A 25,489-nucleotide genomic window follows, 5' to 3' on the forward strand; every position below is an offset into this window, starting at 1 on the left:
CCTAGATGGCGAGGAGTTCGGCTTCCTTGCGCTTCAAGGCGTCGTCGATCGCGTCGATGTGGGTCTTGGTGATCGATTCGAGTTCCTTCTCGGCCCGGGCCACGTCGTCGTCGCCGACCTCGCTCTTCAGCGCGTCGAGTTCGTCCTTGGCCTTGCGGCGCAGGTTGCGCACCGAGATCTTCGCGTCTTCGCCCTTAGTCTTGACGATCTTGACGTATTCCTTGCGGCGGTCGTTCGTCAGCTCGGGCAGCGAGGCTCGGATGACGACGCCGTCGTTGCCGAGGTTGGCGCCGAGGTTCGGGGTGTCCCGGATGGCGTTCTCGATGTCGCGCAGGGCGCTCTTGTCGTAAGGCGTGATCAGGAGCGTGCGGGCTTCCTGATTCTGCAGCGACGCGAGCTGGCCCAGCGGGGTGGGCGTGCCGTAGTAATCGACCAGGATCTTCTGGAACATCTGCGGGTTCGCCCGACCCGTTCGCACGGTGGCGAAGTCTTCTTTGGCGGCCTCAAGCGCGCGGGTCATGCGCTGGGTGGTATCGGACAGGACATCCGCAATCACGGTGACTCCTTCTTCGGTGGCTTCAATAATCCTAGTTGGAGACGAGGGTTCCCAGTTCGGCGCCGAGGATGGCGGCGGTCACGTTGCCGTGCGGAGCCATCCCGAACACCCGCATGGGCATGCTGTTGTCCATGCACAGGCTGAAGGCGGTCGAGTCGACCACCTTGAGTCCGCGCTGGAGCGCATCCTGGTAGGTGATGCTGTGGATCTTGTGTGCGTCGGGGTTGGTGCGCGGGTCGTCAGAGTAGACCCCGTCGACACCGTTCTTGGCGACCAGCACGACCTCCGCGCCGATTTCCAGGGCACGCTGGGCGGCCACGGTGTCGGTGGAGAAGTAGGGCAGGCCGGCGCCGGCGCCAAAGATGACGACGCGACCCTTTTCGAGGTGGCGCTCTGCGCGGCGCGGGATGTAGGGCTCTGCGACCTGGGTCATCGCAATGGCGGACTGCACGCGAGTCTCCGCGCCGGCCTGCTCGAGGAAGTCCTGCAGGGCGAGGGCGTTCATGACGGTGCCCAGCATGCCCATGTAGTCGGCCCGTCCGCGGTCCATGCCGCGCTGGGAGAGTTCTGCGCCGCGGAAGAAGTTTCCGCCACCGACGACGATGGCGATCTCGACGCTCTGCGCGGCCTCGGCGATCTCGCGGGCGAGGCTGCTGATCACGTCGGGGTTGACGCCCAGGCTGCCTGCCCCGAAAGCTTCACCCGACAATTTGAGGAGGACCCTGCGCTTCGTTCCCGTATCTGACATGCCCGTGAGCGTCCTTCCGTTGTTACCTGAGAATCTAAAACTACCGGGTGCGTGCCCTGGACAGGTGCCACGACTCCCGTCGTACTGAAGCTGACACAGAAGAAGGAGACCGGATTGCCTGGGCGACCCGATCTCCTCCTGTCTGTTTACTGCGTGAGTGCGAACTGCTGGGTGTTACGCGCCGACCTTGAACCGGGCGAAGCCGGTCACGGTCAGGCCAGCGTCAGCGAGAACCTTCGTCACGGACAGCTTGTTGTCCTTGGCGTAGTCCTGCTCGAGCAGGGCGACCTGCTTGAAGTACGCCTGGATGCGGCCTTCGACGATCTTGGGCAGCGCGGCGGCCGGCTTGCCCTCGTTCTCGGAGATCTCGGTGACGATGCGACGCTCGGCCTCAACGGTCTCAGCGGGCACGTCTTCGCGAGCCAGGTATTCCGGGTTCGCGAACGAGATGTGCTGGGCGATGCTGCGAGCGGTCGCTGCGTCGTCACCCGTGTAGCCCAGGACAACGCCGACCTGCGGGGGCAGGTCCTTGCTGGTCTTGTGCAGGTAGATCTCGAAGTTGTCACCGGTGACGGCTGCGACGCGGCGAAGTTCGAACTTCTCACCGATGATCGCGGCTTCGCCGCTGATGAGCTCACCCACGGTCTGGCCGTCGGCCGGAGCGGCAAGCGCCTCGGCGACGGTGGTGGCGCCGGCAGCGGAGACCGCGTCCAGAACCTTCTCGGAGAGAGCGCCGAACTTGTCACCCTTGGCGACGAAGTCGGTCTCGCAGGCGAGCTCCAGCAGGTAGGCGGTGTTGCCGACGATCTTGGCAGCGACGAGGCCCTCGGAGGTGGAGCGGTCAGCGCGCTTGGCGTTGCCCTTTGCACCCTTGAGACGCAGGATCTCGACCGCGCGCTCGATGTCGCCATCGGCTTCGACGAGCGCGTTCTTGGTGTCGACCATGCCAGTGCCGAGGCGCTCGCGCAGGATCTTGACGGATTCGAGGTTGAAGTTTGCCATACCTGTTGTCCTTACTTGGTGTCGGCTACGGGAGCGTCGACTGCAACCTCTTCGGTTGCGGCCTCGGCCGCTGCGGGTGCTTCTTCTGCAACCTGCTCGGTGGCGACGGTCTCGTCGGCAACCTTCTCGGTGTCAGCAGAGGACTGCTCGGGCGTGGTCTCGGCCGGAGCTGCGAGCAGCTCGGCTTCCCAGGCGGCGAGGGGCTCGACTTCGGCGCCCTCTTCCGGCTTCTGGTGACGCTGGATGAGGCCCTCGGCTGCTGCGTCGGCGATGATGCGGGTCAAGAGGCCCACGGAGCGGATAGCGTCGTCGTTGCCCGGGATCGGGTACTGAACGTCGTCGGGGTCGCAGTTGGTGTCGAGGATCGCGATGACGGGGATGCCGAGCTTGCGCGCCTCGTCGATAGCGAGGTGCTCCTTGTTGGTGTCGACAACCCAGAGCGCGGACGGCGTCTTGGTCAGGTTGCGGATTCCGCCGAGGCTCTTGTGCAGCTTGACGAGCTCGCGCTTCTTGATGAGCATTTCCTTCTTGGTGAAACCGCTCTTGGCGGTGTCCTCGAAGTCGAGCTCTTCAAGCTCTTTCATGCGGGCCAGACGCTTGGAGACGGTCTGGAAGTTGGTGAGGAGGCCACCGAGCCAGCGCTGGTTGACGTAGGGCTGGCCGACTCGCGTCGCCTGCTCCGAGATCGATTCCTGCGCCTGCTTCTTGGTGCCGACGAAGAGGATGGTGCCGCCGTGGGCGACGGTCTCCTTGACGAAGTCATAGGCCTTGTCAACGAACCCGAGCGACTGCTGCAGGTCGATGATGTAGATGCCGGAACGCTCGGTGAAGATGAATCGCTTCATCTTCGGGTTCCAACGGCGGGTCTGGTGCCCGAAGTGCACGCCGCTGTCGAGCAGCTGGCGAATGGTTACGACGGCCATGAGCCGTACTCCTTATCTGACGAATCTGCACAGCAGAAAACGCCCATCGGTTTGTGTCGTGATCGGATGACCACTACTCCTGGTGCCCGGCGCACAGCCCGCCCGTCTTCTTACGAAGTCGGGACCGAGTGGGTGTGTTGGCCGAGTGGGCACGCGTAGTCAGCGCACAAAGCGCTGCTCAGAGAACTCTAGCACCCGGGAAGCCCCTGTCGCTGACCAGCCCGGGCTCCCCCGCCTCGGTCGAGCCCGTCCTCCCCACCCGCCACCATTGCCCCGGAGTGCACGGGTCCGCGAGCGGGTCGCGCCGCACCATCCGGCACCCCGCACGATGGGCGCATGGACCCCAGTCGCACCCGCCCTCTCCCCCATCCGGCAGCCCGGATCGGAGTGCTGCGACGCCTCCGGCCGTCCCGTTCGGCGTCGCGCCCATTGCGGACGCGGCTGCTCCGGGTGCTGGTCATGGCCGCGGTGGGTGCGGCGGTGCTTTTCGCGGGTTCTGCGACGTCGGCGTCGAGTTCGCCGCCGGCAGCTGCTCACCGTGGGCCGGCCCTGGCTGCCGAACCGGCCTGGATCTGGCCGGTGGGCACAATCGGTCACCCGCTGCGGCCGTTCGAAGCCCCCGCCACCGCCTACGCGGCCGGCCACCGCGGCGTCGACCTCGTGGCCCAGCCGGGCATGCCCGTGCGCTCCCCGGCAGCCGGCGTGGTGTCGTTCGTCGGCGTGGTGGTCGACCGGCCGGTGCTGTCAATCCGGCACGGCGAGGACCTCCTCTCCAGCATGGAGCCGGTCACCGCGACGGTGGTCGAGGGCGAACGGGTGATCGCCGGACAGGTGGTGGGCGTGGTTGCGACAGGTGCGCACTGCTCAGGCTCCTGTGTGCATCTCGGGGTGCGCCGGCACGGCCAATACATCTCGCCCATGCTGTTCTTCGGCGGGGTGGAACGTGCGGTGCTGCTGCCCCTGGCGCCGGAGCGGGTGGCCCTGGCTCCGATTCAGGCGCGAGGGTGGGCCAGCCGGTAGCTCTGCTGCAGGCGTTCCGCCGAGACGTGGGTGTAGATCTGGGTGGTGCCGAGGCTCGCGTGTCCGAGCATCTCCTGCACCGCTCGCAGGTCGGCGCCGCCGTCCAGAAGGTGCGTCGCCGCGGTGTGGCGCAGGGCGTGTGGTCCGGCCGGACCCGTCCCTGGCAGCGAGTCGATCAGCGCGGCCACGGTGCGGTACACGGCCCGCACGCCCAGCCGTTGACGGTGGCTGCCGAGGAACAGTGCGGAGAGGTCCGCCCGGGCGGGCGGCAGCATCCGCGGCGACTCCGTGTGGTCGGCGGACGCGGCCGGTGCGGATGCCAGAACCGGCCGCGCCGTGCGCAGGTACCGCACGATGGCCCGGTGAGCGGGAACGCCGAACGGCACGACGCGTTCCTTGTCACCCTTGCCGGTGACGCGCACGGTGAGCCGGTCGAGGTCCACGTCGGTCGTGTCGAGACCGACGAGTTCTGACACCCGCAGAGCCGAGGCGTAGAGCAGTTCGATAATGGCCAGGTCGCGAACCGCGCCGGGTTCGCCGGCTGACGCCGCGGCCTCGAGCCGGTCGAGCAGCTCCTGCATCTGGCTGCGGTTGATCACCCTCGGTAGGGTCCTGCCGGGTTTGGGTGAGCGCAGTCGCACCGCGGGGTCGCTGGGCAGCGTGCCCTGCCGGGTGAGCCAGGCGGTGAAGCCCCGGGCGGAGGCGGAGCGGCGGGCGATGGTGGCCCGGGCCAGCCCGGCCTCCGTACCCACCCAGAGCCAGTCCCGCAGAAGTTCCAGGGTGAGGCCGTCGACGCTCTGCACCCCGCGGTCCTCGGCGAAGCCGGCCAGTCCGGAGAGGTCGGCGCAGTACGCGCGCACGGTGTTGTCGGCGAATCCGCGTTCGGTCGCCAGGTATCCCGCGAAGCCGTCAATCGCCGGGTCGAGGTTCATCACTCCAGCATCTCCCCCGCGGCGGCGGAACCCGGGTAGCGACGCGGCCTCCCTGCCGGAGCGGTGCGGCCTTGCGCCGTGCGGCCCGTGCTCGCCAGGAACATGCTCGCCGAGACCGTGCTCACCGGAATTGTGCTCGCCGGGCTCGTGCTCGCTGGAATCGTGGTCACACTTCTGCGGGCGGGCGTTGCCGCGAGAAGGCGTCCAGGCGATCGTCGGGGCTGAGCCGCTCGATCTGGTCGAGGTAGGCCGGGTCGAATCGGGTGACCACGTCGAATCCTCGGAGCGGCACCGTGCGGAGCGGCACCGTGGAGTGCACGACCTGGTCGGCATAGACGTGCACCAGGTTGAGCGATTGGCCGCCATCCACGCCGGTGAGCTGGCGCGGGGGCGCCGCGACATCGATGGTGTAACAGGTGGCCGCGGCGACTGACACCGGGATCCCGGCGAACAGGCCGGTTGTGGCGTAGTGCAGGTGGCCGCCGAGGATCGCGCGCACATCGCTGCCGGTAAGAACGTCGGCCAGTGCTTCCTGCTCGCGCAGTTCCAGGATGGTCATCAGCGGCAGTGCGGTCGGCACGGGTGGATGGTGCAGCGCCAGCATGGAGCCGTGTTCGGCGGGCGTGCTCAGCACGTCGCGTAACCAGGCCAGCTGATCGCCGGTCACGTCGCCGTGGTGGTAGCCCGGCACGCTCGTGTCCAAGGAGATGAGCCGGAGGCCGTTGACCTCGGTCACTCTGTCGATCGGGCCCGTCTCGGCGTGCTCGCGCAGCAGCTCCGTACGGAAGGCGGCGCGCTCGTCGTGGTTGCCCATCACCCACACCAGGGCCGCACCCATGCGGTCGGCGGCGGCCTCGACGATGTCGCGGACCCGACGGTACGCATCCGGTTCGCCGCGGTCGGCGATGTCGCCGGTGAAGACCAGGGCGTCGAACACGAGCCCGGACTCTTCGAGCTGGGCCATCGCCCGGTGCACGGTGCTGTCGGTGTCGACGGCGTCGTAGAGCAGCCGGCCGGTGCCGTCGGGCGCTGTGCCAAGGAAGTGGGTGTCGCTGAGGTGCGCGATCAGATGCGTCGCAGCCGGGTACTGGCCCATCTGCACTGGTTTCCTCGTGGTCATGACCGACCTCCCGCTGATCCGGACGGGCTCTGTCGACACACTCGCTGTGGCGCTCCGTCAGAATCACCCTAGGGCCTCCCGCCGACAGCACCCCGACGCCCGCACGCACAGCCGCGAGAGGGGACGCAACACTGGACAGTGCCCGGCCCGCGAAGGAGCCCGCGACGCCCCTCAGGTCACCCGCACCCAGCCGGTGGCCCGTTCCCGCACCGCCCCCTCGAGGTCGAGGGTGCCGAGCACACCGAGAACCGTCGCCGTGGAGAGCCCGGAGCGGCGCGCGATGTCGGCCGGCACGCGCGCCGCCCGCACGCTCAGCGCGTCGAACACTCGCACCTGGTCGCTCGTGCGCTCTCGCACTGTCGCTCCCCCGATGCTCCCAGCGGGCGCGTTTCCGCCGGCCACCCGCCCGTCGGCGCCGGGCAGGTCGAGCTCGAGGTCCACCCCGACGCCGAGGAGTTCGGCCATCTCGGCGGCCGTCGTCACGCAGATGGCGTCGTAGTCGCGCAGCAGCCGGTGGCAGCCCGCAGAGGTGGGTGAGGTCACCGGCCCTGGCACCGCGCCCAGCGGCCGGCCCAGGGCGGCCGCGTGCCCCGCGGTGTTCAGCGAACCCGAGCGCCAGCCCGCCTCGAGCACCACCGTGGCCCCGCTCGATGCGGCGATCAACCTGTTTCGCTGCAAAAATCTCCATTTAGTCGGCGGGGCACCGCAGGGAAGCTCCGACACCACCGCCCCCGCCTCCACGATGCGGGTGAGCAGCGCATCGTGGCCGCTGGGATAGAACCTGTCGACTCCCCCGGCCAGGAATGCGACCGTCATACCGTCGCTGGCCAGCGCCGACCTGTGCACCATGCCGTCGATTCCGTACGCGGCACCGGAGACGATGGCCAGACCCCGGTCGACCAGGCCGGCGGCGGCTTCCATCGCCACGTGTTCGCCGTAGCCCGTCGCAGCGCGTGCTCCCACCAGGGCAATCGAGTGCTGGAGTGCAGTGAGAGCCTGCCGCTGACCTCGCCACCACAGCGCGAGTGGGGCGTGCCGGCTGAGGTCTCCCACACCGGCCGGCCAGAGCGGGTCACCGGGCAGCAGCAGTTCCGTGCCGGTACGCCGGGCCTGCTCGAGCGACCTGATGACGTCGGCCGCGGACAACCGGGGCCGCCAGCGTGCCAAAGCCTGTTCGAGTTCGTGGCGCAGTCCGGCGGCATCGCCCGCGCCGTTCTCGTCGACGGTGGCGGCAAGTTCGCCGGCGAGGCGGTCGGCCGGCCAGGATTCCACCACGGCGGACAGCGCGGCCGCGGCACCCAGGATCCCCACCACGGCGCCGGCCACACCGTCGCCGGGTTCGGCGATGCTGGTCCAGGCAGCGCGGGCGAACACCTCCTGCGCCGGCAACGCCTCTGCCGCCGCGTCTCCGGGCGGGTTCGCGCCGCCACGAACCGCCGCGGTGAGCGTGCGCACCACGGTGTCGTCGAGTCCGAACATGGTCATGATGCCAGTCCCTTCCGCAGGTACAGTGCCTGCCCCACCTCGTCTGGTCCCGGCTGGGCGACGCCGGTCAGGTCGGCGATCGACCACGCCACCCGCAGGATGCGGTCGTACCCGCGCATGGTGATGCCGCCGCGTTCGAGGGCCCGGTCGAGCATCGCTGTCACCGGCGCAGCTAACCGGGTGGTCCGGCCACGCAGCCAACTGCCCTGCACCTCGGAGTTGAGCGTCCACGGTGTGCCGGCCAGTCGCTCGGCCGCAGCAGCGCGCGCGGCGAGCACCCGGTCACGGGCAACCGCGGTCGACAACCGGCCTTCGGCGGCCGCGAGCCTCACCTCGGCAGCGGTCACCCGGGTCACGCCGAGCTGGATGTCGATGCGGTCCAGCAGCGGCCCAGACAGGCGCGCCAGGTACCGCCGGCGCGCATTCGGCGGGCAGGTGCATTCCTGGTCGCCCACGCCATACTGGCCGCACGGGCAGGGATTCGCCGCCAAGACGAGTTGGAACCGGGCCGGAAAATGGGCCACGGCGTTCGCCCGGTGAATGCTGATCTGTCCCGATTCCAGTGGTTGGCGCAGCACATCCAGAACGGCGGCACCGAACTCTGGAGCCTCGTCCAGGAAGAGGACGCCGTGCGAGGCCCGCACCGCGGCACCCGGCCGGATCTGGCCGCTGCCGCCGCCGACCATGGCCGCTGCCGTGATGGTGTGGTGCGGCGCCTCCAGCGGCGGACGGCTGACGAGCGAGCGGCCCACCGGTCGGCCGCTGAGCGAGCGGATGGAACTGACTTCCAATGAGGCGGCCGTGCCCAGGTCGGGCAGCAAACCCGGCAGCCGCGCGGCGAGCATGGTCTTGCCGGCGCCGGGCGGACCGAGCATGAACACGTGGTGCCCGCCCGCTGCCGCGACCTGCAGGGCCAGGATCGCCTCGTCGTTGCCGACGACGTCGAGCAGGTCGAGGCTCTCGTCGGCGCGGTCTTCCTCCACCGTCGCGTGGAGCACGTCGACGTCGACGGGCTGCAGGACGGCACCGTGCCAGATCAGGGCATCCCGCAGCGAGGCGACACCGACCACCCGGATGCCCGGCACCAGCGCTGCCTCCTCGGCGTTGCCGGCCGGAACCATCACGGTCTCGAAGCCGAACCTGGCGGCCGCGATCACGGCCGGCAGCATGCCGGGAGTGGGTCGGAGCCGGCCGTCGAGGGCGAGCTCGCCGATGTGCACGACCGCCGCCACCGAACCGGCCTTGACAATGTTGTCGGCGGCGAGGCAGGCCAGCGCGATGGCGAGGTCGAAGCCGGAGCCGTGCTTGCGGAGCGCCGCCGGCGAGAGGTTCACGGTGAGCTTGTGCGAGTTCAGGGCGGTGCCGGAGTTCTTGGCCGCCGCCCGCACCCGCTCGGCGGCCTCGGCGAGGGCGGCATCGGGCAGGCCGATCACCCGCATGCCCGGCAGTTGGTTGGAGATGTCCGCCTCCACCTCGACGATCGACCCGGCGAGCCCGATCAGGGCCACGGAGTGAGTGCGGGCGAGGCCCATCAGAAGATGCCCTCGAGATGCTCGACCAGCGGCTCCTGACCCGGCCGGGCGATCACGGCGATGGCGTCGATGCGGATGTGCCGGGCGGAGAGCACGGATTGCTCACACCACGCCCCGGCCAGCCGCCGCAACCTGGCGAGCTTGGCCACGGTGATCGCTTCAAATGGATGCCCGTAGCCGGTTCCCGACCTGGTCTTCACCTCCACGAACACCACGTCGCCGCCCCTGGCCACGATCAGGTCGATCTCGCCCTGGCTGCACCGCCAGTTGCGTTCGATCAGCGTGTAGCCGCACCGCACCAGGTACTCCGCGGCGCAGTCTTCGCCGCGCCGTCCCACTTCGTCCTTGCGTGCCACGAGCACCTCCACGACGAGCGTGCAATCCCGCCGGAGCGCGCGACCGGGGTGCGGGCAAGGTGTGCGGGCCCACGACAAACCCGCCCCTGTGGAGGAGCGGGTCCGTGGCGCTCGAGAACGTACTCAGTAGGTGTCGGTGCGCGCCTGGTTCTGCATGTCCTTCGACGCCTGCGCGAGCTCCTTGTCGAGTTGCTTCGCATCCATCTTGAGCTCCTTCTGCAGGTGCTTCTGCGCGACCAGACCGGCCTTGGCCAGCTCGTCTTCGAGCTTGTCCTTGCCCACCACGATGAGGGCGGCCTCCCCGGAGTCGAGCATCTCGCCGAGCTCTTTGACGTCCTTGCGGTCCAGACCCCGCCAGAAATGGCCGATCACCCCGCCGGCTGCGCCGCCGACAATCGCCGTGCCGATGATCGACGGTGGGAAGAGCAGGCCGACGACGGCGCCGGCCGCGACACCGGTCCACCCGGTGTGGGTGCTGGTCTTGCGGCGCACCTGCACGGTACCGTCGGCCTCCTTGATGGCCACGGCGGCGTCGTAGGTGCCGATCACCTTGCGGGCGTGCAGGTCACGCACGACGTCGAGGTCGGATTCGGCCGTTGCGGCATCGGAGTACACACCGAGGTAGAGGAAAACTGGATCGTCAGACATGGGAGCTCCGTTCATCGGGTTGCGAGCATGGTCGCTGGGGACGGTACTCACCCCCCGGGCGGGTGTCAACCGACACGGTCGTAGGCTGTGGTCATGATCTCCAACCGGCTGACCGACCTGTCGATGCGCGCCATGAACGGGGTGCACCGAGCCGTGCTGGCGCTCTCCCGCGGCCGTCTCGGCTGGAAGATCGGGCCCATGCCGGTGGTGGAATTGCACACCATCGGCCGCACGTCCGGGCAGCGCCGGTCGACCATGCTCACGGCGCCGATCCACGAGCCCGACCGGGTGGTGGTGATCGCGTCCAAGGGCGGCGACGACCGGCATCCGTTCTGGTACCTGAACCTGGTGGCCCAGCCCGACGTTGAGCTGACCGAGAACGGGGTCACCCGGCCGATGCGTGCCCGCACCGCCACCGAGGCGGAGAAGGCGGCGCTCTGGCCCGCGATCGTGCGGGCGAACCCGGGGTACGCGGCCTACCAGCGAAAGACCAGCCGGGACATCCCCGTGGTCATCTGCACACCACGCACCCCCTGACCCGAGTCGGCCGCTGAGGGTGTCCGCTCACCACTTATGCGCGACGTCGACCACGAGCCGACTCCCGTCGCCGGGGCCGTCCAGGATGAACGTGCGGAATGGCAGCCGAGCCCGAACGCCGAGCCCGAATGTGCTCTGACCCTCGAAGCCGCCCGCGAATGCGACCTGGCGAAAAGTGTCGAAGCCGGTGACGTTGACCGCTTCGCTGTCAACCGCGGGGTCGTATGTGACAGTTCCGTGCGTGTCGTAGGGGTTCGCAAACGTGATGACCCGCAGATCGGCGGGGCCACGGAGCGGCACGGGTTGACCCGATCCGACCTGGACGACCGCCGGAACGTACCGGACGTCGAAGCCCCGAATGTCGCCAGTCACGTCGACGACAAAACGATCGAAGCACTCGTGTTCGCCCGCGCGCGCATTGGATACCGCCGCTTCGGGAGACAGAATGCTCTGGCTGTCGGGCAAAGACCCCCAGGTGATGCCGCAGTAGGGGGCGGCCGTCGCCGCTGTACCGCCGGAGGTGAGAAATATTGCACCCATCAAGGCGCTGAGGATTAGTGCACCGGAACGCTTCATTGCGATCCACTCCTTCAGATGAAACCTACGACGAATGCTACGCCGAAAGTGTCGGAATCGGAGCGGGCCGATCATCACGAATCGAGTGCAATTCCCTGAGAGCGAACTGCACAAATCGCCCACCGGCTCGCCGCGTGAGGCCGCGACTCACCGTCAGCGGGTGAGCCGGGTGAGAGCGGAATCGTCGCCGGCGAAGGCGGCATCCGTCTGGCGCAGCACACGCAGCACGTTGGCGCCGGCCAGCGCCGCCAGTTCAGCGGTGCTCCAGCCGCGTTCGGCCAGTTCGAGCAACAATGCCGGGTAACCGTCGACGCCCTCGAGCAGTTCGGGAAAATCATCGGTGCCGTCGAAGTCGCCGCCCAGGCCGATGTGGCGGATGCCGGCAATCTCCCGCGCCCGCTCCACGTGGTCGGCGACGTGGGTCAGGGTCACCCGGGGTGCGGGCGTCGACTTGTCACCGGCGAACCAGACGGCGTACTCCGCCGAGATGAACTGCGGCACGAACGTCACCATCACCACGCCATCGTTGTCGGCGAGACGGGCGAGAACGTTGTCCGGCACGTTCCGCGGGTGCGCGGTCACGCTGGCGCAGGAGCTGTGGCTGAAGATCACCGGGGCCGTGGTCACGTCGAGGGCCGCGTGCGCGGTCGCCGGCGATACGTGCGACAGGTCCACGAGCATGCCCAGGCGGTTGAGTTCGCGGATGTACTCCACCCCACGTTCGGTGAGGCCACCGTGCACGGGTTCGTCGGTGCCGGAGTCGGCCCAGCTGGTGTTGTGAACGTGGGTCAGGGTGAGGTAGCGCACGCCCAGCCGGGCGAGCATGCGCAGCACCGCGGGCGAGTCGTTCACCGAGTGCGCGCCCTCGGCGCCGAGCAGCGACGCGATGCGACCGCTTGCCCGAGCGGCCTCGACATCCGCCGCGCTGCGGGCGATCACGAAGGTGTCCGGATAGCGCGCGGCCAGCCGGTAGACCCAGTCGATCTGTTCCAGGGTGCCCTGCACGGCGTCGGCGCCGGCCAGGGTGTCTTCGACGAACACCGACCAGAATTGGCCGCCCACCCGGCCCGCGCGCAACCGGTCGATGTCGGTGTCACTGGCCAACGCCCCGTCGAGCCCGTCGACCGAATAGTCCCGGTTGAGCCGGCATTCCCAGGCCCAGTCGTTGTGCCCGTCGATGAGCGGCGCCAGGTCGAGGGCCGCGGCCACCCGCGCGCCGGCATCCGTAGCGCCGGCGGGAACCATACGGTGGCGCGCGGCGTTCGAGACTGCCGTTCCGGTCTCCGCTGCTGCGGTGCCGGTGCGGGAAGGACGGTTGCGAGCTGTCATCCGCACACGCTAGCAGCCGTGCGGCGAGAGCGCCGGGCTACTCGTCGAGCGCGAGTTCCTTGGGCAGTTCGAAGTCCTTCGACGCGAGCTCCTCCACGTTGACGTCCTTGAACGTGAGCACTCGCACCGACTTCACGAAACGGTCGGAGCGGTAGACATCCCACACCCAGACGTCCTTCATGGTCAGTTCGAAGTAGAAATCGTGCTCAGTGTCGCGGCGCACCAACTCGACCTCGTTCGCCAGGTAGAAGCGGCGCTCGGTCTCGACGACGTACTGGAACTGCCCCACTACATCTCGGTACTCGCGGTATAGGGCCAACTCGACCTCGCGGTCGTAGTCCTCGAATTCTTCTTCTTCCATGGTGAGCCAATCCTACGCGCTGAAGCTCGACCTAATTTTTGAGCCAGGTCAGCCGGTGGTGCTCGCTCGCCCCGAGCGTACCGATCGCGTTCATGTGCTCGGCGCTGCCGTACCCCTTGTTGCCCTTCCAGCCGTAGCCGGGGTAGCTCAGGTCGGCGGCGATCATCAGCCGGTCCCTGTGCACCTTTGCGATCACGGATGCCGCCGACACCGATGCGCAGTCCTGATCGGCCTTGATCCGGGTGACGACAGACAACGGCGTGCTGAGCGCCTTGTTCAGCCAGTCGTCGTTGCCGTCCAGCAAGACGACCCCACCGACGATGTCCACACCGTCCGCATGCAGGTGCGCGAGCGCCCGTTTTCCGGCCAGGCCGAGGGCGGCGATGATGCCCACGGTGTCGACCTCCTGGGCGGAGGCGAGGCCCACGGCGCTGTGACGTACCCAGGCGGCGGCCAGGGGTGCGAGCAGTTCGCGGCGCGGTTCGCTGAGCAGCTTCGAATCCCGCAGGCCCACCGGGAACGCTCCGACGTCGGCGGTGATCACGGCGACTCCGACGGCGACGGGACCGGCGAGGGCGCCACGACCCACCTCGTCGCAGCCGATCACACAACTGGCACCGGCGGCGAGCATCTCCAGTTCCACCGCGAGGGTGGGCTCAACAACAGCCATCATCGCAAGCGGGTCATTTCTCGGTTTCCTCGACCCCGCGGAACACCTCGGGGTAGTCATCCAGCCAGCCCCAGCGGGACACCGGCCAGCTGATCAGCATGGCGCGGCCCACGACGTTGTCCATCGGCACGAAGCCCTTGCCCGGAGTGGTGGGGTGGTAGCGGGAATCGAGCGAGTCGTATCGGTTGTCACCCATCACCCAGAGCGAGTCTGCCGGCACGACAACGTCGAATGCGTCCTTGGAAACGCTGGTCTGCCCGACCGGCAAGAGCACGTAGGGCTCCACGAGGGGAACGTCGTTGACGCTCATCTGACCCAGGGTGTTGCAGCAAACGACGTGGTCGCCCGGCAGGCCGATGACACGTTTGATCAAGTGGTCGTTGCTGTCGGGTGCGGACAGCCCGACCACGGACAGTGTCCAATCCAGGGCGGCCACGATCGGGTTCTGCTCGATGGGCACCTGCGGCGGCAGCCATCCGCCCGGATCGCGGAAGACGACGACGTCGCCGCGGGAGATGGGGATGAGGCCGGGCTCGAGCTGGTTCACGATGATGCGGTCGTTGACCAGCAGCGTGCTTTCCATCGACCCGGAGGGGATGTAGAACGAGCGCACCAGAAACGTCTTGATCAGGAACGAGATGAGCAACGCCACCACGAAGATGATGAGAAGGTCGCGAATGAAGATCGCGATGCCGCGCTTTTTGCGCGGCGAATCTGGTTCCAGGCGATGCGATCGCGAGGGCAGAGTGTTGTCTGTCATTTAACCGCCTGAGCTCCTCGCCCAGTTTAGCGGGGAGGAGCTCAGGGGGAAATCCAGCGACCTGCGAAAACGCTCAGGGTTGAACCTGACCGCTTCGCCGGATGCGGAGTGTCTTAGTCGCGCTTTTCCTTGATCTTGGCCTTCTTGCCACGGAGACCGCGGAGGTAGTACAGCTTCGCGCGACGCACGTCACCGCGGGTGACGACCTCGATGTGGTCGATCACCGGGGAGTGCACCGGGAAGGTACGCTCGACGCCGACCTGGAAGCTGACCTTGCGCACGCAGAAGGTCTCGCGAACGCCTTCGCCGGAGCGGCCGATAACGACGCCCTGGAAGACCTGCACACGGGAGCGTGCACCTTCAACGATGTTCACGTGAACCTTGACGGTGTCGCCGGCGCGGAACTCCGGGACGTCTGAACGCAGTGAAGGCGCGTCAACCTGGTCGAGAATATGCATGTTCTTCGCTCTCTGTACCCGCCACAGGTCGAGCACTTTTTAGTGGCGCCCCGCCTGCTCGCAGATAGCGAACCGGTGGCGACCAAGTGAGTGTGTGCGTGCCAATATCGATGCAGCTCCCCTGTGGCAGAGGCTAGCGGTGGCACAAACGCTTATTCTGCCACGAAAGTGGGTCCCAGAGCAAAAGGACGCCGAGAGGTGACTCAGTTCTCGGAGGGCTTTTCCTGGATGATGATCACCGACGGATCGACCGAGGCCGCAGTCGGACGCTCAGAGCGGGTCGCCGACGGGTTCGTCATGGTCGGGAACGGCGACGGGCCGGCCGGAACGGTGCCGAATCTGGCGGTCTCGTCGAGGTAGACCATGGCCTCGCGAACGCGCTTCCGCGCCGCGTCGAACAGCTCCCAGACGGCGAACCAGAATGCGGCCAGGCCGACCAGCACGACGAGCACTGAGATCCACGGGGCGGTCACCGAGTAGATGCCCATCAGTACGATCAGCGCGTGCCACACGGTCAGCACACCCACATCCGCCCAGGACACGGCTTTCTCGAGCCGAACTTCCTTGCGGGCGATGAAGAGCAGGCTCACCACCAGCAGCCCGAAGCCGATAGCGAGGGCCCCGAACGTGGCGCCGAGCACCTGCCAGGCCGTCGTCTTGAAAATCGAGGCGGCGACCATGAGCCAAATCGGCAGCACGACGACGGCAGCGAACTGCCAGTAGTAGAAGGCCTTGCGAAGAATCACGTTCCCCAGATTACCCGCGTGTGCCGCGCCGAGACTTTGAGTTCGCTGGGGGCAGAAGGGCGGCATCCGCAGCTTCGGGAGGCAGCAGGTCGGGCCGCACCCGCCGGGTGCGCTCGATCTGCTGCTCGCGGCGCCAGGTGGCGATCGCGCCGTGATTGCCGCTGAGAAGCACGGGCGGAACGTCGAGCTCCCGCCAGCTGGCCGGCTTGGTGTAGCTCGGGTACTCCAGCAGGCCGTCTTCGTGGGACTCTTCCACGAGGCTCTCCGGGTTGCCGACGACGCCGGGGATGAGCCGCCCGATGGCTTCGATCATGGCCATCACGGCGACCTCTCCCCCGTTGAGCACGTAGTCGCCCAGGCTCACCAGGCGCACCCGGCCGCGGGTGGCGAAGTGGTCGACGACCCGCTGGTCGATGCCCTCGTAGCGCCCGCAGCCGAAGACCAGGTGCGGTTCGGCCGCGAGTTCGCGGGCCATCGCCTGGGTGAACTGGTCACCGGCCGGGGACGGGAAGATCAGCACCGGCCCGCCATCGGCCGCCGCATCCGTTGTTCCGGCCTCGCCAACCGGTGACGCTGCGAGGATGCTGTCCAGCGCCTCACCCCACGGCTCCGGCTTCATCACCATGCCGGCTCCGCCGCCGTACGGCGTGTCGTCGACGGTGTTGTGCCTGTCGTGGGTGAAGTCGCGCAGGTTGTGCACGGAAAGGTCGATCAGACCGGCCTGACGGGCCCGGCCGAGAAGGGAGATGTCCAGCACACCGAAGAACTCCGGAAAGATACTGACGATGTCGATGCGCATAACGGCTAAGTCTACGAGTGAGCGCCGGCGAGCTCCGGCGTGCTCGCGGCCTCATCGTCGTCGTGCAGGGCTGCTGCACGGTTGACGGTATTGCGGTGCGAGAAGTAGAGGGGCAGAGCGGTGAACAGAACCGCGCCGAGGAAGTTGCCGATCAGCACGGGGCCGGTGTTCCAGCCCCACCATTCGCCGAAGCTGATATCGGCGCCGAGCAGCATGCCGGCCGGGATGACGAACATGTTCACCACGGCGTGCTCGAGACCGAGGCCGAAGAAGGTGAGCACCGGCAGCCACATGCCGAGGATCTTGCCCGCGGCGGAGGTGGACGTGTAGAACATGATCGTGCCGAGCGCGACCATCCAGTTACAGAGCATGGCCTTGACCACGACGACCAGGATGCCGCCGGCGCCGACCGCTTCATACGGAAGCACCTTGTGTTCGGCCATGTGGATGATGGCCTGGATCATCGGGTCGGTGGTGTCGGTACCGAGATACGTGATCGCACCGGTGTAGAGCAGGGCGTAGAGACCGGCGCCCACGAGGTGGGCCGGGATCACGATGCCGAAGTTCTTGGCCGCCTTGGCGATCGTGGTGCGGCCTTCGAGCACCGCCAGCGGGATGAGCGCGAAGCTGCCGGTGACGAGCTCGAGGCCGAGCATCAGGATCACGCAGAATCCGACCGGGAAGACCAACGCGCCCACGATCGGCAGGCCGGTCTGGGCCGCCGCCGTGAGCGCCAGCGTCGTGGCCGCTCCGAGGATCGCGCCCGACAGCATTCCGCGCAGAAACATCTGCCGGGCGGGAAGGTTGGACTTGACGACCCCGGAGTGTACGAGCGAATCGATCAACTGGTCGGGTTTCACATAGGACATGCGACGGTACTCCTCATCAACGGCCGCGATCTATACGAACGTGAAGTAGGTGTGGCGCGGCGCGCCTCTCCCCGTGATGTGGCCGAGGCGCGTCTATGCGTCCTGGGCGTCGGGAGTCGGCGTCGCTGCCGGTTCTGGTGAAACTTCGGGGTCGGTCGGTGAAGCTGGTTCTTCGGCCTGCGCGGCATCGGCGGCGTCGGTGACAGGTTCGTCGTCCGGCTCTTCCGGCAGCTCTTCGAGCAGTCCGGGGGGCGGGGTGATGGTGATGACGCCGGCCTTGACGTCGACACTGGGAACGATCGCCTTGACGAAGGGAATCATGACCTCGCCGGCGGCGGTCTTCACGATCAGGAGGTCTTGGGCCGGCAGGTGCTCGAGCCGGGTGAGGGTGCCGATCTGCACGCCGTCGCGCACGACGGCCAGGCCGACGAGCTGGTGGTCGTACCAGGCGTCTTCTTCGTCGGTCTGCTCGGCGGAGTCCTGGTCGATCCAGAGGATCGCCTTGGCCAGGGTCTCGGCGGCCTCGCGGTCGGGCACGCCCTTGAAGAACCCGACGGCGTGCTGGTTGTACCAGCGCAGCTCGACGAGTTCGATGGTCTTGCCGTGCCAGGGTGAGCTGGTCGGCACCTGGAGGGTGAACACGGCGCCCGGGACGAAACGTCGTCCCGGGTCGTCCGTGTACAGCTCCAGCTTGATGGCGCCCTTGAGGCCATGGGCCTTGGTGAGGCGCCCCACCCGCAGTTGGGTGGCCGGGATCGTGCTGTCGTCGCTCATGAGGGGCTAATCACTGCCCGATCAGAAGTCGGTGTCGACAACGTCGACCCGCACGCGCTTGCCGTCGGCCAGAGCGGCCACGAGAGTGCGCAGCGCCTTGGCGGTGCGACCTGCGCGGCCGATCACCCGACCGAGGTCTTCGGGGTTCACACGAACCTCGAGCACCTCGCCACGGGGTGAGTTCTGGGCTACAACGTGCACGTCGTCCGGGTGATCAACGATTCCCTTGACGAGGTGCTCAAGCGCGGGAGCGAGCAAGATTACGCCTTGTCCTCTTCGGTGGCCTCAGCGGCGACCTCTTCGGTTTCGACCTTGGCCGCGGGCTTCTCAGCCTTGGGCTTCAGAACCGGCTTCTTCTTCTCGTCGGCGACGAAGGCAGCCTTCGGCTCCTTGATCTTGACGGTGGAGACGGCGTTCTTGTCGCCCTTGAAGATGCCCCAGTCGCCGGTCAGCTTGAGGAGTGCCGCAACCTGCTCGGTCGGCTGTGCGCCGACGGAGAGCCAGTACTGGGCACGCTCGGACTTGACCTCGATGACGGAGGGCTCCTGCGTGGGGTGGTAGATGCCGATCTCTTCGATGACACGACCATCGCGCTTGGTGCGCGAGTCGGCGACAACGATGCGGTAGTACGGCGCACGAATCTTGCCCATGCGCTTCAGACGGATTTTGACAGCCACAATTCTCCTGTGTATTAGATGTTTGGCGAACTGACAGCCGTGAGCGTGGGGGCACACTCGGCAAAAGCTCAATAAGGTTCGTGTTGCGCCGGATTAGAGGGTCGGGCACAACAGAACTCGACTAATCATTGTGTCAGACATCGACCACTTTGTGATAATCGAGATTCGACAGCCCCAGTTTATCGCGCCGGGCTCTTCACTCCGGACCACGGACCGGTGGGCCGCCGGCGACTTGTTGCGTCGTGGTGGAGCGTGCCGGGCCGCGGCCGGGTGCATTAGCTGTCAGGATTGGGCCATATCGCCCCGCCCGGGGCAGTCAACTTGCGGAGGGGCACACAGTGGGACTCGAATTCGCATCCTCGGAGCGGTCGACCATCGGGATCGAGTGGGAACTCGCCCTCGTCGACCGCGAGACCGGCGACCTCGTGTCGATCGCGGACGAAGTCCTTGACGCCCTTCGTGGCCCGGATGGCGCTCCGCACCCGCACATCACCGGCGAACTGTTGCTCAACACCGTGGAGCTGGTCTCCGGTGTGCACCACACAGTGGCGGGGGCAGTCGCCGATGTGGCCGGGCAGGTCGCCGAGGTGCGGGCCATCACCGAGCCCCGCGGTGTCGAGCCGATCTGTGCCGGATCGCATCCGTTCGGGCAGTGGTTCGACCAGCAGGTCACCGACAAGGAGCGCTACCACAAGCTCATCGACCGCACCCAGTGGTGGGGGCGCAACATGATGATCTGGGGCATCCATGTGCACGTGGGCATCGAAGACCGCGACAAGGTCATCCCCATCTTGAACGGCATGCTCAGCTTCGTGCCGCACCTGCAGGCCCTGAGTGCGTCCAGTCCGTTCTGGGCCGGCGTCAACACCGGCTACGCCTCCAACCGCGCTCAGATGTTCCAGCAGCTGCCCACGGCCGGACTGCCGTGGCGGCTCGAGGACTGGGCCGCGTGGGAGGGCTACGTCGAAGACCTCACCGTGACCGGGATCATCGAGGACGCCACCGAGGTGCGGTGGGACATCCGCCCGTCGCCGCGCTGGGGAACCATCGAGATCCGCGCCTGCGACGGCGTCTCGACCGTGGAGGAACTCGGCGCGATTGCCGCGCTCATCCAATGCCTGGTGGACTGGATGTCGACCGAGATCGACGAGGGCCGCCCCGTTCCCACCATGCAGCCGTGGTTTGTGCGGGAGAACAAGTGGCGGGCCGCCCGCTACGGGCTCGCGGCCGAGATCATCGTGAACTCCACCGGTACTGAGCGGATGGTCACCGATGAGGTGCGCCGCCTGGTGGAGGTGCTCACCCCCACCGCCGAGCGCTTGGGCTGCCTGCCCGAATTGCTGCAGCTGCACCTGATCCTCGACGCCGGTGCGAGCTACCAGCGTCAGCTGGCCGTGGCGGCGGCGAACGACGGCAGCCTTCCCGCGGTGGTCGCCGCCCTCAGCAGCGAGCTCAAGCACGGCCTGGCACCTCGCGAGCCGTGAGCTAAGCCCCAGAAATCTCGGATTCCTGGGGCTTTACTCACGGCTCGCGGGAGGGGGTTACGCGTTCTTGGCGTCTCGCCAGGCCACCCAGTCCTCGACCGGGGCCAGGTCGTAGGCGGGGCCGGAGATGCCCAGGGTGAAGAGGGTGGTGCCGAGCTCGTAGAGTTCGTCGGCCTCTTCCGTGGTCTTGCCGCGCAGTTCGGTGGAGATCTCGATCTCGTTGATGTCGCGGCCCACGGTGTCGCACCAGGTGCCCAGCACGCCGAGCTTGTGCGTGAGCACCTCCGGGGTGGAGAAGGAGTGCCAGATGTCGGCATGCTCGGCCACGATGCGCAGGGTCTTCTTCTCGCCGGCGCCGCCGATGAGCACGGGGATGTCGCGCACCGGTGCGGGGTTGAGCTTGGCCCACCTGGCTTCGATCCGGGGCAGGCTCTCGGCCAACGCATCGAGACGGGTACCGACAGTGCCGAATTCGTAGCCGTACTCGTCGTAGTCACGCTCGAACCATCCGGAACCGGTGCCGAAGATGAACCGGCCGCCGCTGATGTGGTCGATGGTGCGCGCCATGTCGGCCTGCAGGTCGGCGTTGCGGTAGCTGTTGCAGTTCACCAGCGCGCCCATCTCGAGCACGCTGGTTTGCTCCGCCCACGCCGAGAGCAGCGTCCAGGACTCGAAGTGCAGGCCCGCCGGGTCGCCCGACAGCGGGTAGAAGTGATCCCAGTTGAAGGCGATATCCACGCCAAGGGCTTCGACGGCCGCGACAGTGTTGCGGATCGAGGTGTAGTCAGCGTGCTGGGGAGCGATCTGTACGCCGAGGCGCACCGGGCGTGGCTGGAGAGTGGTCATTGCAGAATCCTACGGCCAGCCCGCAGCCTCAACGTCACGCCCCAGCAACACTGGACGCCGTGGCCACCGCTACCGGCCGAGCATCTTCTGCAGCGCGGCCATCTCCTCGGGCGTCGGGCCCCCGGCCGGGGCCTTCGCTCCCCCGCCGAGACCGAAGCCGGACCCGCCGGCGGCGGGTGCTCCGCCAACCTTCTCACCGGCGGCAAGTGCGGCGTTCTCCGCCGCACGCTTGGCCGGGTTGCCCGACTTCGAGCCCTTCTTCTTCTGCTGCACCTGCGGACGCTTGCCGCCCATGCCGCCGGGCATCGGGCCCATTCCGGGGATGTTGGGCATGCCGCCCTTGGCCACGGTCTTCATCATCTTCGCGGCCTGCTCGAAGCGCTGCACCAGCTGGTTCACCTCGGTGACACTCGAGCCTGAACCGCGCGCGATCCGCAACCGACGGGAGCCATTGAGGAGCTTCGGGGTGACCCGCTCCGCCTTGGTCATCGACTGGATGATGGCCTCGGTGCGCACGATCTCGCGCTCGTCGAAGTTGTCGAGCTGCTGCTTCATGGCGCCGGCGCCGGGCAGCATGCCCATCATCTTCTTGATCGAGCCCATGTTGCGCAGCTGCTGCATCTGGCCGAGGAAGTCGTCGAGGGTGAAGCTGTCGGTCGAGAACTTCTCGGCCATCTTGCGGGCTTCGTCCTCATCGAACGCGCCCTGCGCCTGCTCGATCAGGGTGAGGATGTCACCGAGGTCGAGGATGCGGCTGGCCATGCGGTCGGGGTGGAACGGTTCGAAGTCGTCGAGGCTCTCACCCGTGGAGGCGAACATGATCGGGCGCCCGGTGATCGAGGCGACCGACAGGGCCGCACCACCGCGGGCGTCACCGTCGAGCTTGGAGAGCACAACACCGGTGAAGTCCACGCCCTCCTGGAAGGCCCGGGCCGTCGCCACGGCATCCTGGCCGATCATGGCGTCGATCACGAAGAGCACTTCGTCGGGATCGATGGCCTTACGGATGTCCGCGGCCTGCTTCATCATGTCGGCGTCGACGCCGAGACGGCCGGCGGTGTCGACGATGACAACGTCGTGCAGCTTCTGCTGGGCGTACTTGACACCGTCGCGGGCGACCTTGACCGGGTTGCCGACACCGTTGCCGGGCTCCGGAGCGTAGACAGCGACACCGGCCTGGGCCGCGACGACCTCGAGCTGGGTGACGGCGTTCGGGCGCTGCAGGTCGGCGGCGACCAGGATCGGGGTGTGGCCGTCCTTGGCAAGCCACTTGGCCAGCTTGCCGGCGAGGGTCGTCTTACCGGCACCCTGCAAGCCGGCCAGCATGATGACCGTCGGCGGTTTCTTCGCGAACTCCAGCCGGCGCTGCTGGCCGCCGAGGATCTGAATGAGTTCCTCGTTCACGATCTGCACGACCTGCTGGGCCGGGTTCAGAGCCTTGCTGACCTCATCACCGAGGGCACGCTCACGCACCTTGCCGGTGAAGTCCTTGACGACCTCGAGCGCCACGTCGGCGTCGAGGAGCGCGCGACGAATCTCGCGGACGGTGCCGTCGACATCCGCAGCGCTGAGCTTGCCCTTGGTGCGGAGATTTTTAAACGTCTCGGCGAGGCGATCTGAGAGGTTTCCAAAAGTAGCCATTGTGGTCCTAGTTTAACCGGATCCAATGCGCCTCTGGCCCACATGCCGGAATCATGCCCCGACAGCTACGGTGGAGACTCGCGTTGAAGCTTAGGGAGCAGTCATGTCAGTTGTCGTCGTCGCCGTCATCACCCCGCTGGAAGGCCACATCCAGAACGTCATCGAGGCCTTCGCGGCCGTGTCACCGAAGGTGCATGAAGAGTCCGGATGCGAGCTCTACGCGCTGCACCACGACGCTGACCAGGTCATCATGGTCGAGCGCTGGACCAGCCAGGCGGACTTGGCTGCCCACGCCGCCGGCGCCCCGATCACCGAACTCAACGCGCTGCTCGCCGACCACGTGAGCGGCCCCACCGACGTGAGCGTTCTGGAGAACGTGCCGCTCGGCGACCCCACCAAGGGCACCATCCAGTAGCCACGCTCACTCACGTCACCTGAGTCAGGGTGAAGGCTCGATCAAGCGCTGCACGGCGCGCACCACGCTCGCACGCCGGGCAGAGATCGCCGCGGCAGCCGGGACGGCGTGCGGTACCAGGGCCGACGACGGTTCATGCAGCCAGCAGGTGACGAGTCCGAAGATCAGTGCCGACAGATGCTCAGGGTCCCACGCCGGGTCCACCGCCCCGGCGCTCTGCATGGCGACGATGCGCCGGGCCTGCTCGGAGTGGAACTCCTCGACGATCTCGATCGACGGTGCCACCATCTCCTCGCCTTCCAGGCGCGCCCAATCGATCATGCGCAGGTGTTCGGGAAACTGCACCTGGTGGTCGTACAGGGCACCGGCGAACTCGGGCAGCCCAGCGTCGTCGCCCGGTTCGACGGCATGGGCGAATTCGAGCAGGTTGAGTTCGAGAACCGCGCTGAAGAGCTCTTCCTTCTTGCGGTAATAGGCGTAGAGCCGCTCCTTGCTGGCTGACGCGTCGCGAGCGATGCGGTCGATCCGAGCGCCGGCGAGCCCGAAGGCGGCGAACTCCTTGCGCGCGGCCAGGAGGATGCGTTGGCGGGTGGGCTCGGTCTCGTCCCCCCGCTGCCCGGTGCGGTGTGCCTCGGTTTTCATGCTGCCAGTGTATCAAAACGAACTAGTTCGTTTGGTAGAGTGCTCGAATGTCACAATCGAGCGCGACCGGCGTCCCCCCGGTTTCCACCCCAACATCCGCATCGTCTACTCCCCCGGCGCAGTCCGCGACCGATCCTCGTCGCTGGTGGCTCCTGGCCATCGTGGCTCTCGCCCAGCTCACCGTCGTGCTCGACGGCACCATCGTCAACATCGCCCTCCCCCACGCACAGACCGACCTCGGCATGAGCGACGGCGATCGCACCTGGGTCGTCACCCTGTACGCGCTCGTCTTCGGAGCGCTCCTGTTGCTCGGCGGACGGATCGCCGACTACTGGGGCCGCAAGCGCTCGTTCATCGTGGGTATGGGCGGCTTCGCCGTCGCATCGGTGCTCGGCGGCATCGCCCAGAGCACCTGGGAGCTCCTGGCCGCGCGCGGCCTGCAGGGCCTGTTCGCCGCGCTTCTCGCGCCGGCGTCACTCGCGCTGCTCACCGTGAACTTCCCCAGCGGCAAGGACCGGATCAAAGCGTTCTCGGTGTACGGCGCGATCGCCGGTGGTGGCGCCGCGGTCGGCCTGGTGCTCGGCGGCGTGCTCACCGAATACGCCAGCTGGCGCTGGTGCCTGCTCGTGAACGTGCCGATCGCCATCGTGGCCATTGCTGCCGCGATCCCGATCATCAAGGAGAGCAAGGCGCACGGAAACACCCGCTACGACGTGCCGGGCGCCATCCTGGTCGCGCTGGGCCTCGGCTCCCTCGTCTTCGGCTTCGCGCAGGCCGAGAACGGCTGGTCTTCCTGGCAGGTGCTGGTCTTCATCCCGCTGGGCGTCGTGTTGCTGGCGCTCTTCGTGCTCGTCGAGGGTCGCTCGAACCACCCCCTGCTGCCGTTGCGCATCCTGGCGAACAAGGTGCGCGGTGGCGCATTCATCACCGGCACGCTCACGGGCGCGGCGCTCCTCGGCGGCCTGCTCTTCCTCACCTTCCACCTGCAGATCGTGCTGGGCTTCTCGCCCCTGCAATCCGGGCTGGCCTCGCTGCCGATGACGGCGATGATCATCGTCGGCGCCACGACGCTCTCGAAGTTCCTGCCTCGCGTCGGTGTGCGCATCCCGATGACCGTCGGCCCGATCGTGGTCGCTGCCGGCCTGCTCTACCTGTCGCGCATCACCGTCGACGGCAGCTATGTCGTCGAGGTCCTCCCCGGCCTGATCCTGATGGGCCTCGGCCTGGCCATGATCTTCGTGCCGCTGCAGAACGTCGCGCTCAGCGGCATCGACGCACACGACGCCGGCGCCGCCAGCGCCGCGGTCACCGCAGTGCAACAGATCGGCGGGTCGATCGGCTCCGCCGTGTTCACGGTGCTGTACACCTCCGCCGTGGCGGCATCGCTCGCCGCCGGTGACGGCACCCCGGTCGCCCAGCTGGAAGCTTTCGTCGATGGCTACCAGGCGGCGTTCTTCTGGGCCGCCGTCGGCGTGTTCCTCGCGTCGCCGGTGTCGTTCTTCATGGTGCGCCCGAAGAAGCAGGACCTGCTCGGCACCGAGCCGGCCATGCACCTGGGCTGATCAGAAGACCCGCACCACCAC

At 67.5% G+C, this 25,489-nt stretch carries 30 protein-coding genes; 5 read left to right on the forward strand and 25 right to left on the reverse strand.

From position 1 onward, the window contains the following. Position 1: 1 nt before the first annotated feature. The 4 genes from frr to rpsB form a co-directional block, all read right to left on the reverse strand. Positions 2 to 556 (reverse strand): ribosome recycling factor, encoded by a 555-nt coding sequence (frr, locus tag CTB96_RS14545; protein ID WP_110127559.1) that lies wholly within the window; start codon positions 554 to 556, stop codon positions 2 to 4. Between the two features lie 31 nt (positions 557 to 587). Next, complete coding sequence (pyrH, locus tag CTB96_RS14550) at positions 588 to 1,304, reverse strand: UMP kinase (RefSeq protein WP_110127560.1); 717 nt, start codon at positions 1,302 to 1,304, stop codon at positions 588 to 590. 174 nt (positions 1,305 to 1,478) lie between these two features. After that, positions 1,479 to 2,306 (reverse strand): translation elongation factor Ts, encoded by an 828-nt coding sequence (gene tsf / locus CTB96_RS14555; protein WP_110127561.1) that lies wholly within the window; start codon positions 2,304 to 2,306, stop codon positions 1,479 to 1,481. Between the two features lie 11 nt (positions 2,307 to 2,317). Beyond that, positions 2,318 to 3,229 carry a 30S ribosomal protein S2 gene (rpsB, locus tag CTB96_RS14560; protein ID WP_110127562.1) on the reverse strand — a complete coding sequence of 304 codons (912 nt, stop codon included), beginning with the start codon at positions 3,227 to 3,229 and terminating at the stop codon, positions 2,318 to 2,320. Positions 3,230 to 3,808: 579 nt separating this feature from the next. On the opposite strand from rpsB, the gene CTB96_RS14565 reads away from it, so the two are divergent. Further along, the gene (locus CTB96_RS14565; RefSeq protein ID WP_248283387.1) at positions 3,809 to 4,249 is read left to right on the forward strand and encodes a peptidoglycan DD-metalloendopeptidase family protein; all 441 of its coding nucleotides are present in this window, start codon (positions 3,809 to 3,811) and stop codon (positions 4,247 to 4,249) included. Here CTB96_RS14565 and CTB96_RS14570 read toward each other — a convergent pair. The 6 genes from CTB96_RS14570 to CTB96_RS14595 form a co-directional block, all read right to left on the reverse strand. Continuing rightward, the gene (locus CTB96_RS14570; RefSeq protein ID WP_110127563.1) at positions 4,222 to 5,181 is read right to left on the reverse strand and encodes a tyrosine recombinase XerC; all 960 of its coding nucleotides are present in this window, start codon (positions 5,179 to 5,181) and stop codon (positions 4,222 to 4,224) included. The two genes, CTB96_RS14565 and CTB96_RS14570, sit on opposite strands and share 28 nt — an antisense overlap. A gap of 166 nt (positions 5,182 to 5,347) precedes the next feature. Continuing rightward, complete coding sequence (locus tag CTB96_RS14575; protein WP_110127564.1) at positions 5,348 to 6,301, reverse strand: metallophosphoesterase; 954 nt, start codon at positions 6,299 to 6,301, stop codon at positions 5,348 to 5,350. Between the two features lie 171 nt (positions 6,302 to 6,472). Next, complete coding sequence (locus tag CTB96_RS14580; protein WP_110127565.1) at positions 6,473 to 7,786, reverse strand: DNA-processing protein DprA; 1,314 nt, start codon at positions 7,784 to 7,786, stop codon at positions 6,473 to 6,475. Beyond that, on the reverse strand, positions 7,783 to 9,318 hold the full coding sequence (locus tag CTB96_RS14585) for a YifB family Mg chelatase-like AAA ATPase (RefSeq protein WP_110127566.1): 1,536 nt from the start codon (positions 9,316 to 9,318) through the stop codon (positions 7,783 to 7,785). Before CTB96_RS14585 ends, CTB96_RS14580 begins: the two co-directional genes overlap by 4 nt. After that, on the reverse strand, positions 9,318 to 9,674 hold the full coding sequence (locus CTB96_RS14590) for a YraN family protein (RefSeq protein WP_110128507.1): 357 nt from the start codon (positions 9,672 to 9,674) through the stop codon (positions 9,318 to 9,320). The genes CTB96_RS14585 and CTB96_RS14590 overlap by 1 nt, the downstream gene beginning before the upstream one ends. A gap of 123 nt (positions 9,675 to 9,797) precedes the next feature. Then, positions 9,798 to 10,322 (reverse strand): DUF1269 domain-containing protein, encoded by a 525-nt coding sequence (locus CTB96_RS14595; protein ID WP_110127567.1) that lies wholly within the window; start codon positions 10,320 to 10,322, stop codon positions 9,798 to 9,800. Positions 10,323 to 10,415: 93 nt separating this feature from the next. Between CTB96_RS14595 and CTB96_RS14600 the strand changes: the two genes are divergently transcribed. Next, positions 10,416 to 10,859, forward strand: a complete 444-nt coding sequence (locus CTB96_RS14600; RefSeq protein WP_110127568.1) for a nitroreductase/quinone reductase family protein — start codon at positions 10,416 to 10,418, stop codon at positions 10,857 to 10,859. 27 nt (positions 10,860 to 10,886) lie between these two features. On the opposite strand, the gene CTB96_RS14605 is transcribed toward CTB96_RS14600, so the two are convergent. The 12 genes from CTB96_RS14605 to rpsP all read right to left on the reverse strand — a co-directional run bounded on the left by CTB96_RS14605 (position 10,887) and on the right by rpsP (position 18,878). Continuing rightward, a complete protein-coding gene (locus CTB96_RS14605; protein WP_110127569.1) occupies positions 10,887 to 11,435 on the reverse strand; it encodes an AMIN-like domain-containing (lipo)protein in 549 nt (182 codons plus the stop codon). A gap of 153 nt (positions 11,436 to 11,588) precedes the next feature. Beyond that, positions 11,589 to 12,764, reverse strand: a complete 1,176-nt coding sequence (locus tag CTB96_RS14610) for a dipeptidase (RefSeq protein ID WP_248283388.1) — start codon at positions 12,762 to 12,764, stop codon at positions 11,589 to 11,591. Between the two features lie 37 nt (positions 12,765 to 12,801). Continuing rightward, the gene (locus CTB96_RS14615) at positions 12,802 to 13,125 is read right to left on the reverse strand and encodes a DUF2469 family protein (protein WP_110127571.1); all 324 of its coding nucleotides are present in this window, start codon (positions 13,123 to 13,125) and stop codon (positions 12,802 to 12,804) included. 31 nt (positions 13,126 to 13,156) lie between these two features. Next, a complete protein-coding gene (locus CTB96_RS14620) occupies positions 13,157 to 13,795 on the reverse strand; it encodes a ribonuclease HII (protein ID WP_110128508.1) in 639 nt (212 codons plus the stop codon). Between the two features lie 13 nt (positions 13,796 to 13,808). Next, complete coding sequence (gene lepB, locus CTB96_RS14625; protein ID WP_110127572.1) at positions 13,809 to 14,555, reverse strand: signal peptidase I; 747 nt, start codon at positions 14,553 to 14,555, stop codon at positions 13,809 to 13,811. A 113-nt stretch (positions 14,556 to 14,668) separates the two neighbouring features. Further along, positions 14,669 to 15,013 carry a 50S ribosomal protein L19 gene (gene rplS / locus CTB96_RS14630; protein WP_110127573.1) on the reverse strand — a complete coding sequence of 115 codons (345 nt, stop codon included), beginning with the start codon at positions 15,011 to 15,013 and terminating at the stop codon, positions 14,669 to 14,671. A 203-nt stretch (positions 15,014 to 15,216) separates the two neighbouring features. Then, on the reverse strand, positions 15,217 to 15,759 hold the full coding sequence (locus tag CTB96_RS14635) for a hypothetical protein (protein ID WP_110127574.1): 543 nt from the start codon (positions 15,757 to 15,759) through the stop codon (positions 15,217 to 15,219). 10 nt (positions 15,760 to 15,769) lie between these two features. Beyond that, positions 15,770 to 16,558, reverse strand: coding sequence for a tRNA (guanosine(37)-N1)-methyltransferase TrmD (trmD, locus tag CTB96_RS14640; protein WP_110127575.1), 789 nt, complete (start codon positions 16,556 to 16,558; stop codon positions 15,770 to 15,772). A gap of 11 nt (positions 16,559 to 16,569) precedes the next feature. Next, positions 16,570 to 17,427, reverse strand: coding sequence for a formate/nitrite transporter family protein (locus CTB96_RS14645; RefSeq protein ID WP_110127576.1), 858 nt, complete (start codon positions 17,425 to 17,427; stop codon positions 16,570 to 16,572). A 93-nt stretch (positions 17,428 to 17,520) separates the two neighbouring features. Then, complete coding sequence (gene rimM, locus CTB96_RS14650) at positions 17,521 to 18,201, reverse strand: ribosome maturation factor RimM (RefSeq protein ID WP_110127577.1); 681 nt, start codon at positions 18,199 to 18,201, stop codon at positions 17,521 to 17,523. 21 nt (positions 18,202 to 18,222) lie between these two features. Next, the gene (locus tag CTB96_RS14655) at positions 18,223 to 18,459 is read right to left on the reverse strand and encodes an RNA-binding protein (protein ID WP_066596208.1); all 237 of its coding nucleotides are present in this window, start codon (positions 18,457 to 18,459) and stop codon (positions 18,223 to 18,225) included. 2 nt (positions 18,460 to 18,461) lie between these two features. Further along, on the reverse strand, positions 18,462 to 18,878 hold the full coding sequence (gene rpsP, locus CTB96_RS14660) for a 30S ribosomal protein S16 (RefSeq protein WP_104166715.1): 417 nt from the start codon (positions 18,876 to 18,878) through the stop codon (positions 18,462 to 18,464). Positions 18,879 to 19,216: 338 nt separating this feature from the next. Between rpsP and CTB96_RS14665 the strand changes: the two genes are divergently transcribed. Beyond that, positions 19,217 to 20,362, forward strand: a complete 1,146-nt coding sequence (locus tag CTB96_RS14665; RefSeq protein WP_110127578.1) for a glutamate--cysteine ligase — start codon at positions 19,217 to 19,219, stop codon at positions 20,360 to 20,362. Positions 20,363 to 20,419: 57 nt separating this feature from the next. Here CTB96_RS14665 and CTB96_RS14670 read toward each other — a convergent pair whose 3' ends face one another. Continuing rightward, entirely contained in the window at positions 20,420 to 21,208 is a 789-nt protein-coding gene (locus CTB96_RS14670; RefSeq protein WP_110127579.1) for an LLM class F420-dependent oxidoreductase, read from the reverse strand. A 69-nt stretch (positions 21,209 to 21,277) separates the two neighbouring features. Continuing rightward, the gene (ffh, locus tag CTB96_RS14675; protein WP_110127580.1) at positions 21,278 to 22,849 is read right to left on the reverse strand and encodes a signal recognition particle protein; all 1,572 of its coding nucleotides are present in this window, start codon (positions 22,847 to 22,849) and stop codon (positions 21,278 to 21,280) included. 103 nt (positions 22,850 to 22,952) lie between these two features. Here ffh and CTB96_RS14680 point away from each other — a divergent pair, with 103 nt between their 5' ends. Then, positions 22,953 to 23,264, forward strand: a complete 312-nt coding sequence (locus CTB96_RS14680; RefSeq protein ID WP_110127581.1) for a putative quinol monooxygenase — start codon at positions 22,953 to 22,955, stop codon at positions 23,262 to 23,264. A gap of 24 nt (positions 23,265 to 23,288) precedes the next feature. Here CTB96_RS14680 and CTB96_RS14685 read toward each other — a convergent pair whose 3' ends face one another. After that, a complete protein-coding gene (locus CTB96_RS14685) occupies positions 23,289 to 23,906 on the reverse strand; it encodes a TetR family transcriptional regulator (RefSeq protein WP_110127582.1) in 618 nt (205 codons plus the stop codon). Between the two features lie 47 nt (positions 23,907 to 23,953). On the opposite strand from CTB96_RS14685, the gene CTB96_RS14690 reads away from it, so the two are divergent. Next, complete coding sequence (locus CTB96_RS14690) at positions 23,954 to 25,468, forward strand: MFS transporter (RefSeq protein WP_110127583.1); 1,515 nt, start codon at positions 23,954 to 23,956, stop codon at positions 25,466 to 25,468. The last annotated feature ends 21 nt before the right edge of the window (positions 25,469 to 25,489 follow it).

The sequence above is a fragment of the Cryobacterium arcticum genome, assembly GCF_003185895.1.
Taxonomy (GTDB): domain Bacteria; phylum Actinomycetota; class Actinomycetes; order Actinomycetales; family Microbacteriaceae; genus Cryobacterium; species Cryobacterium arcticum.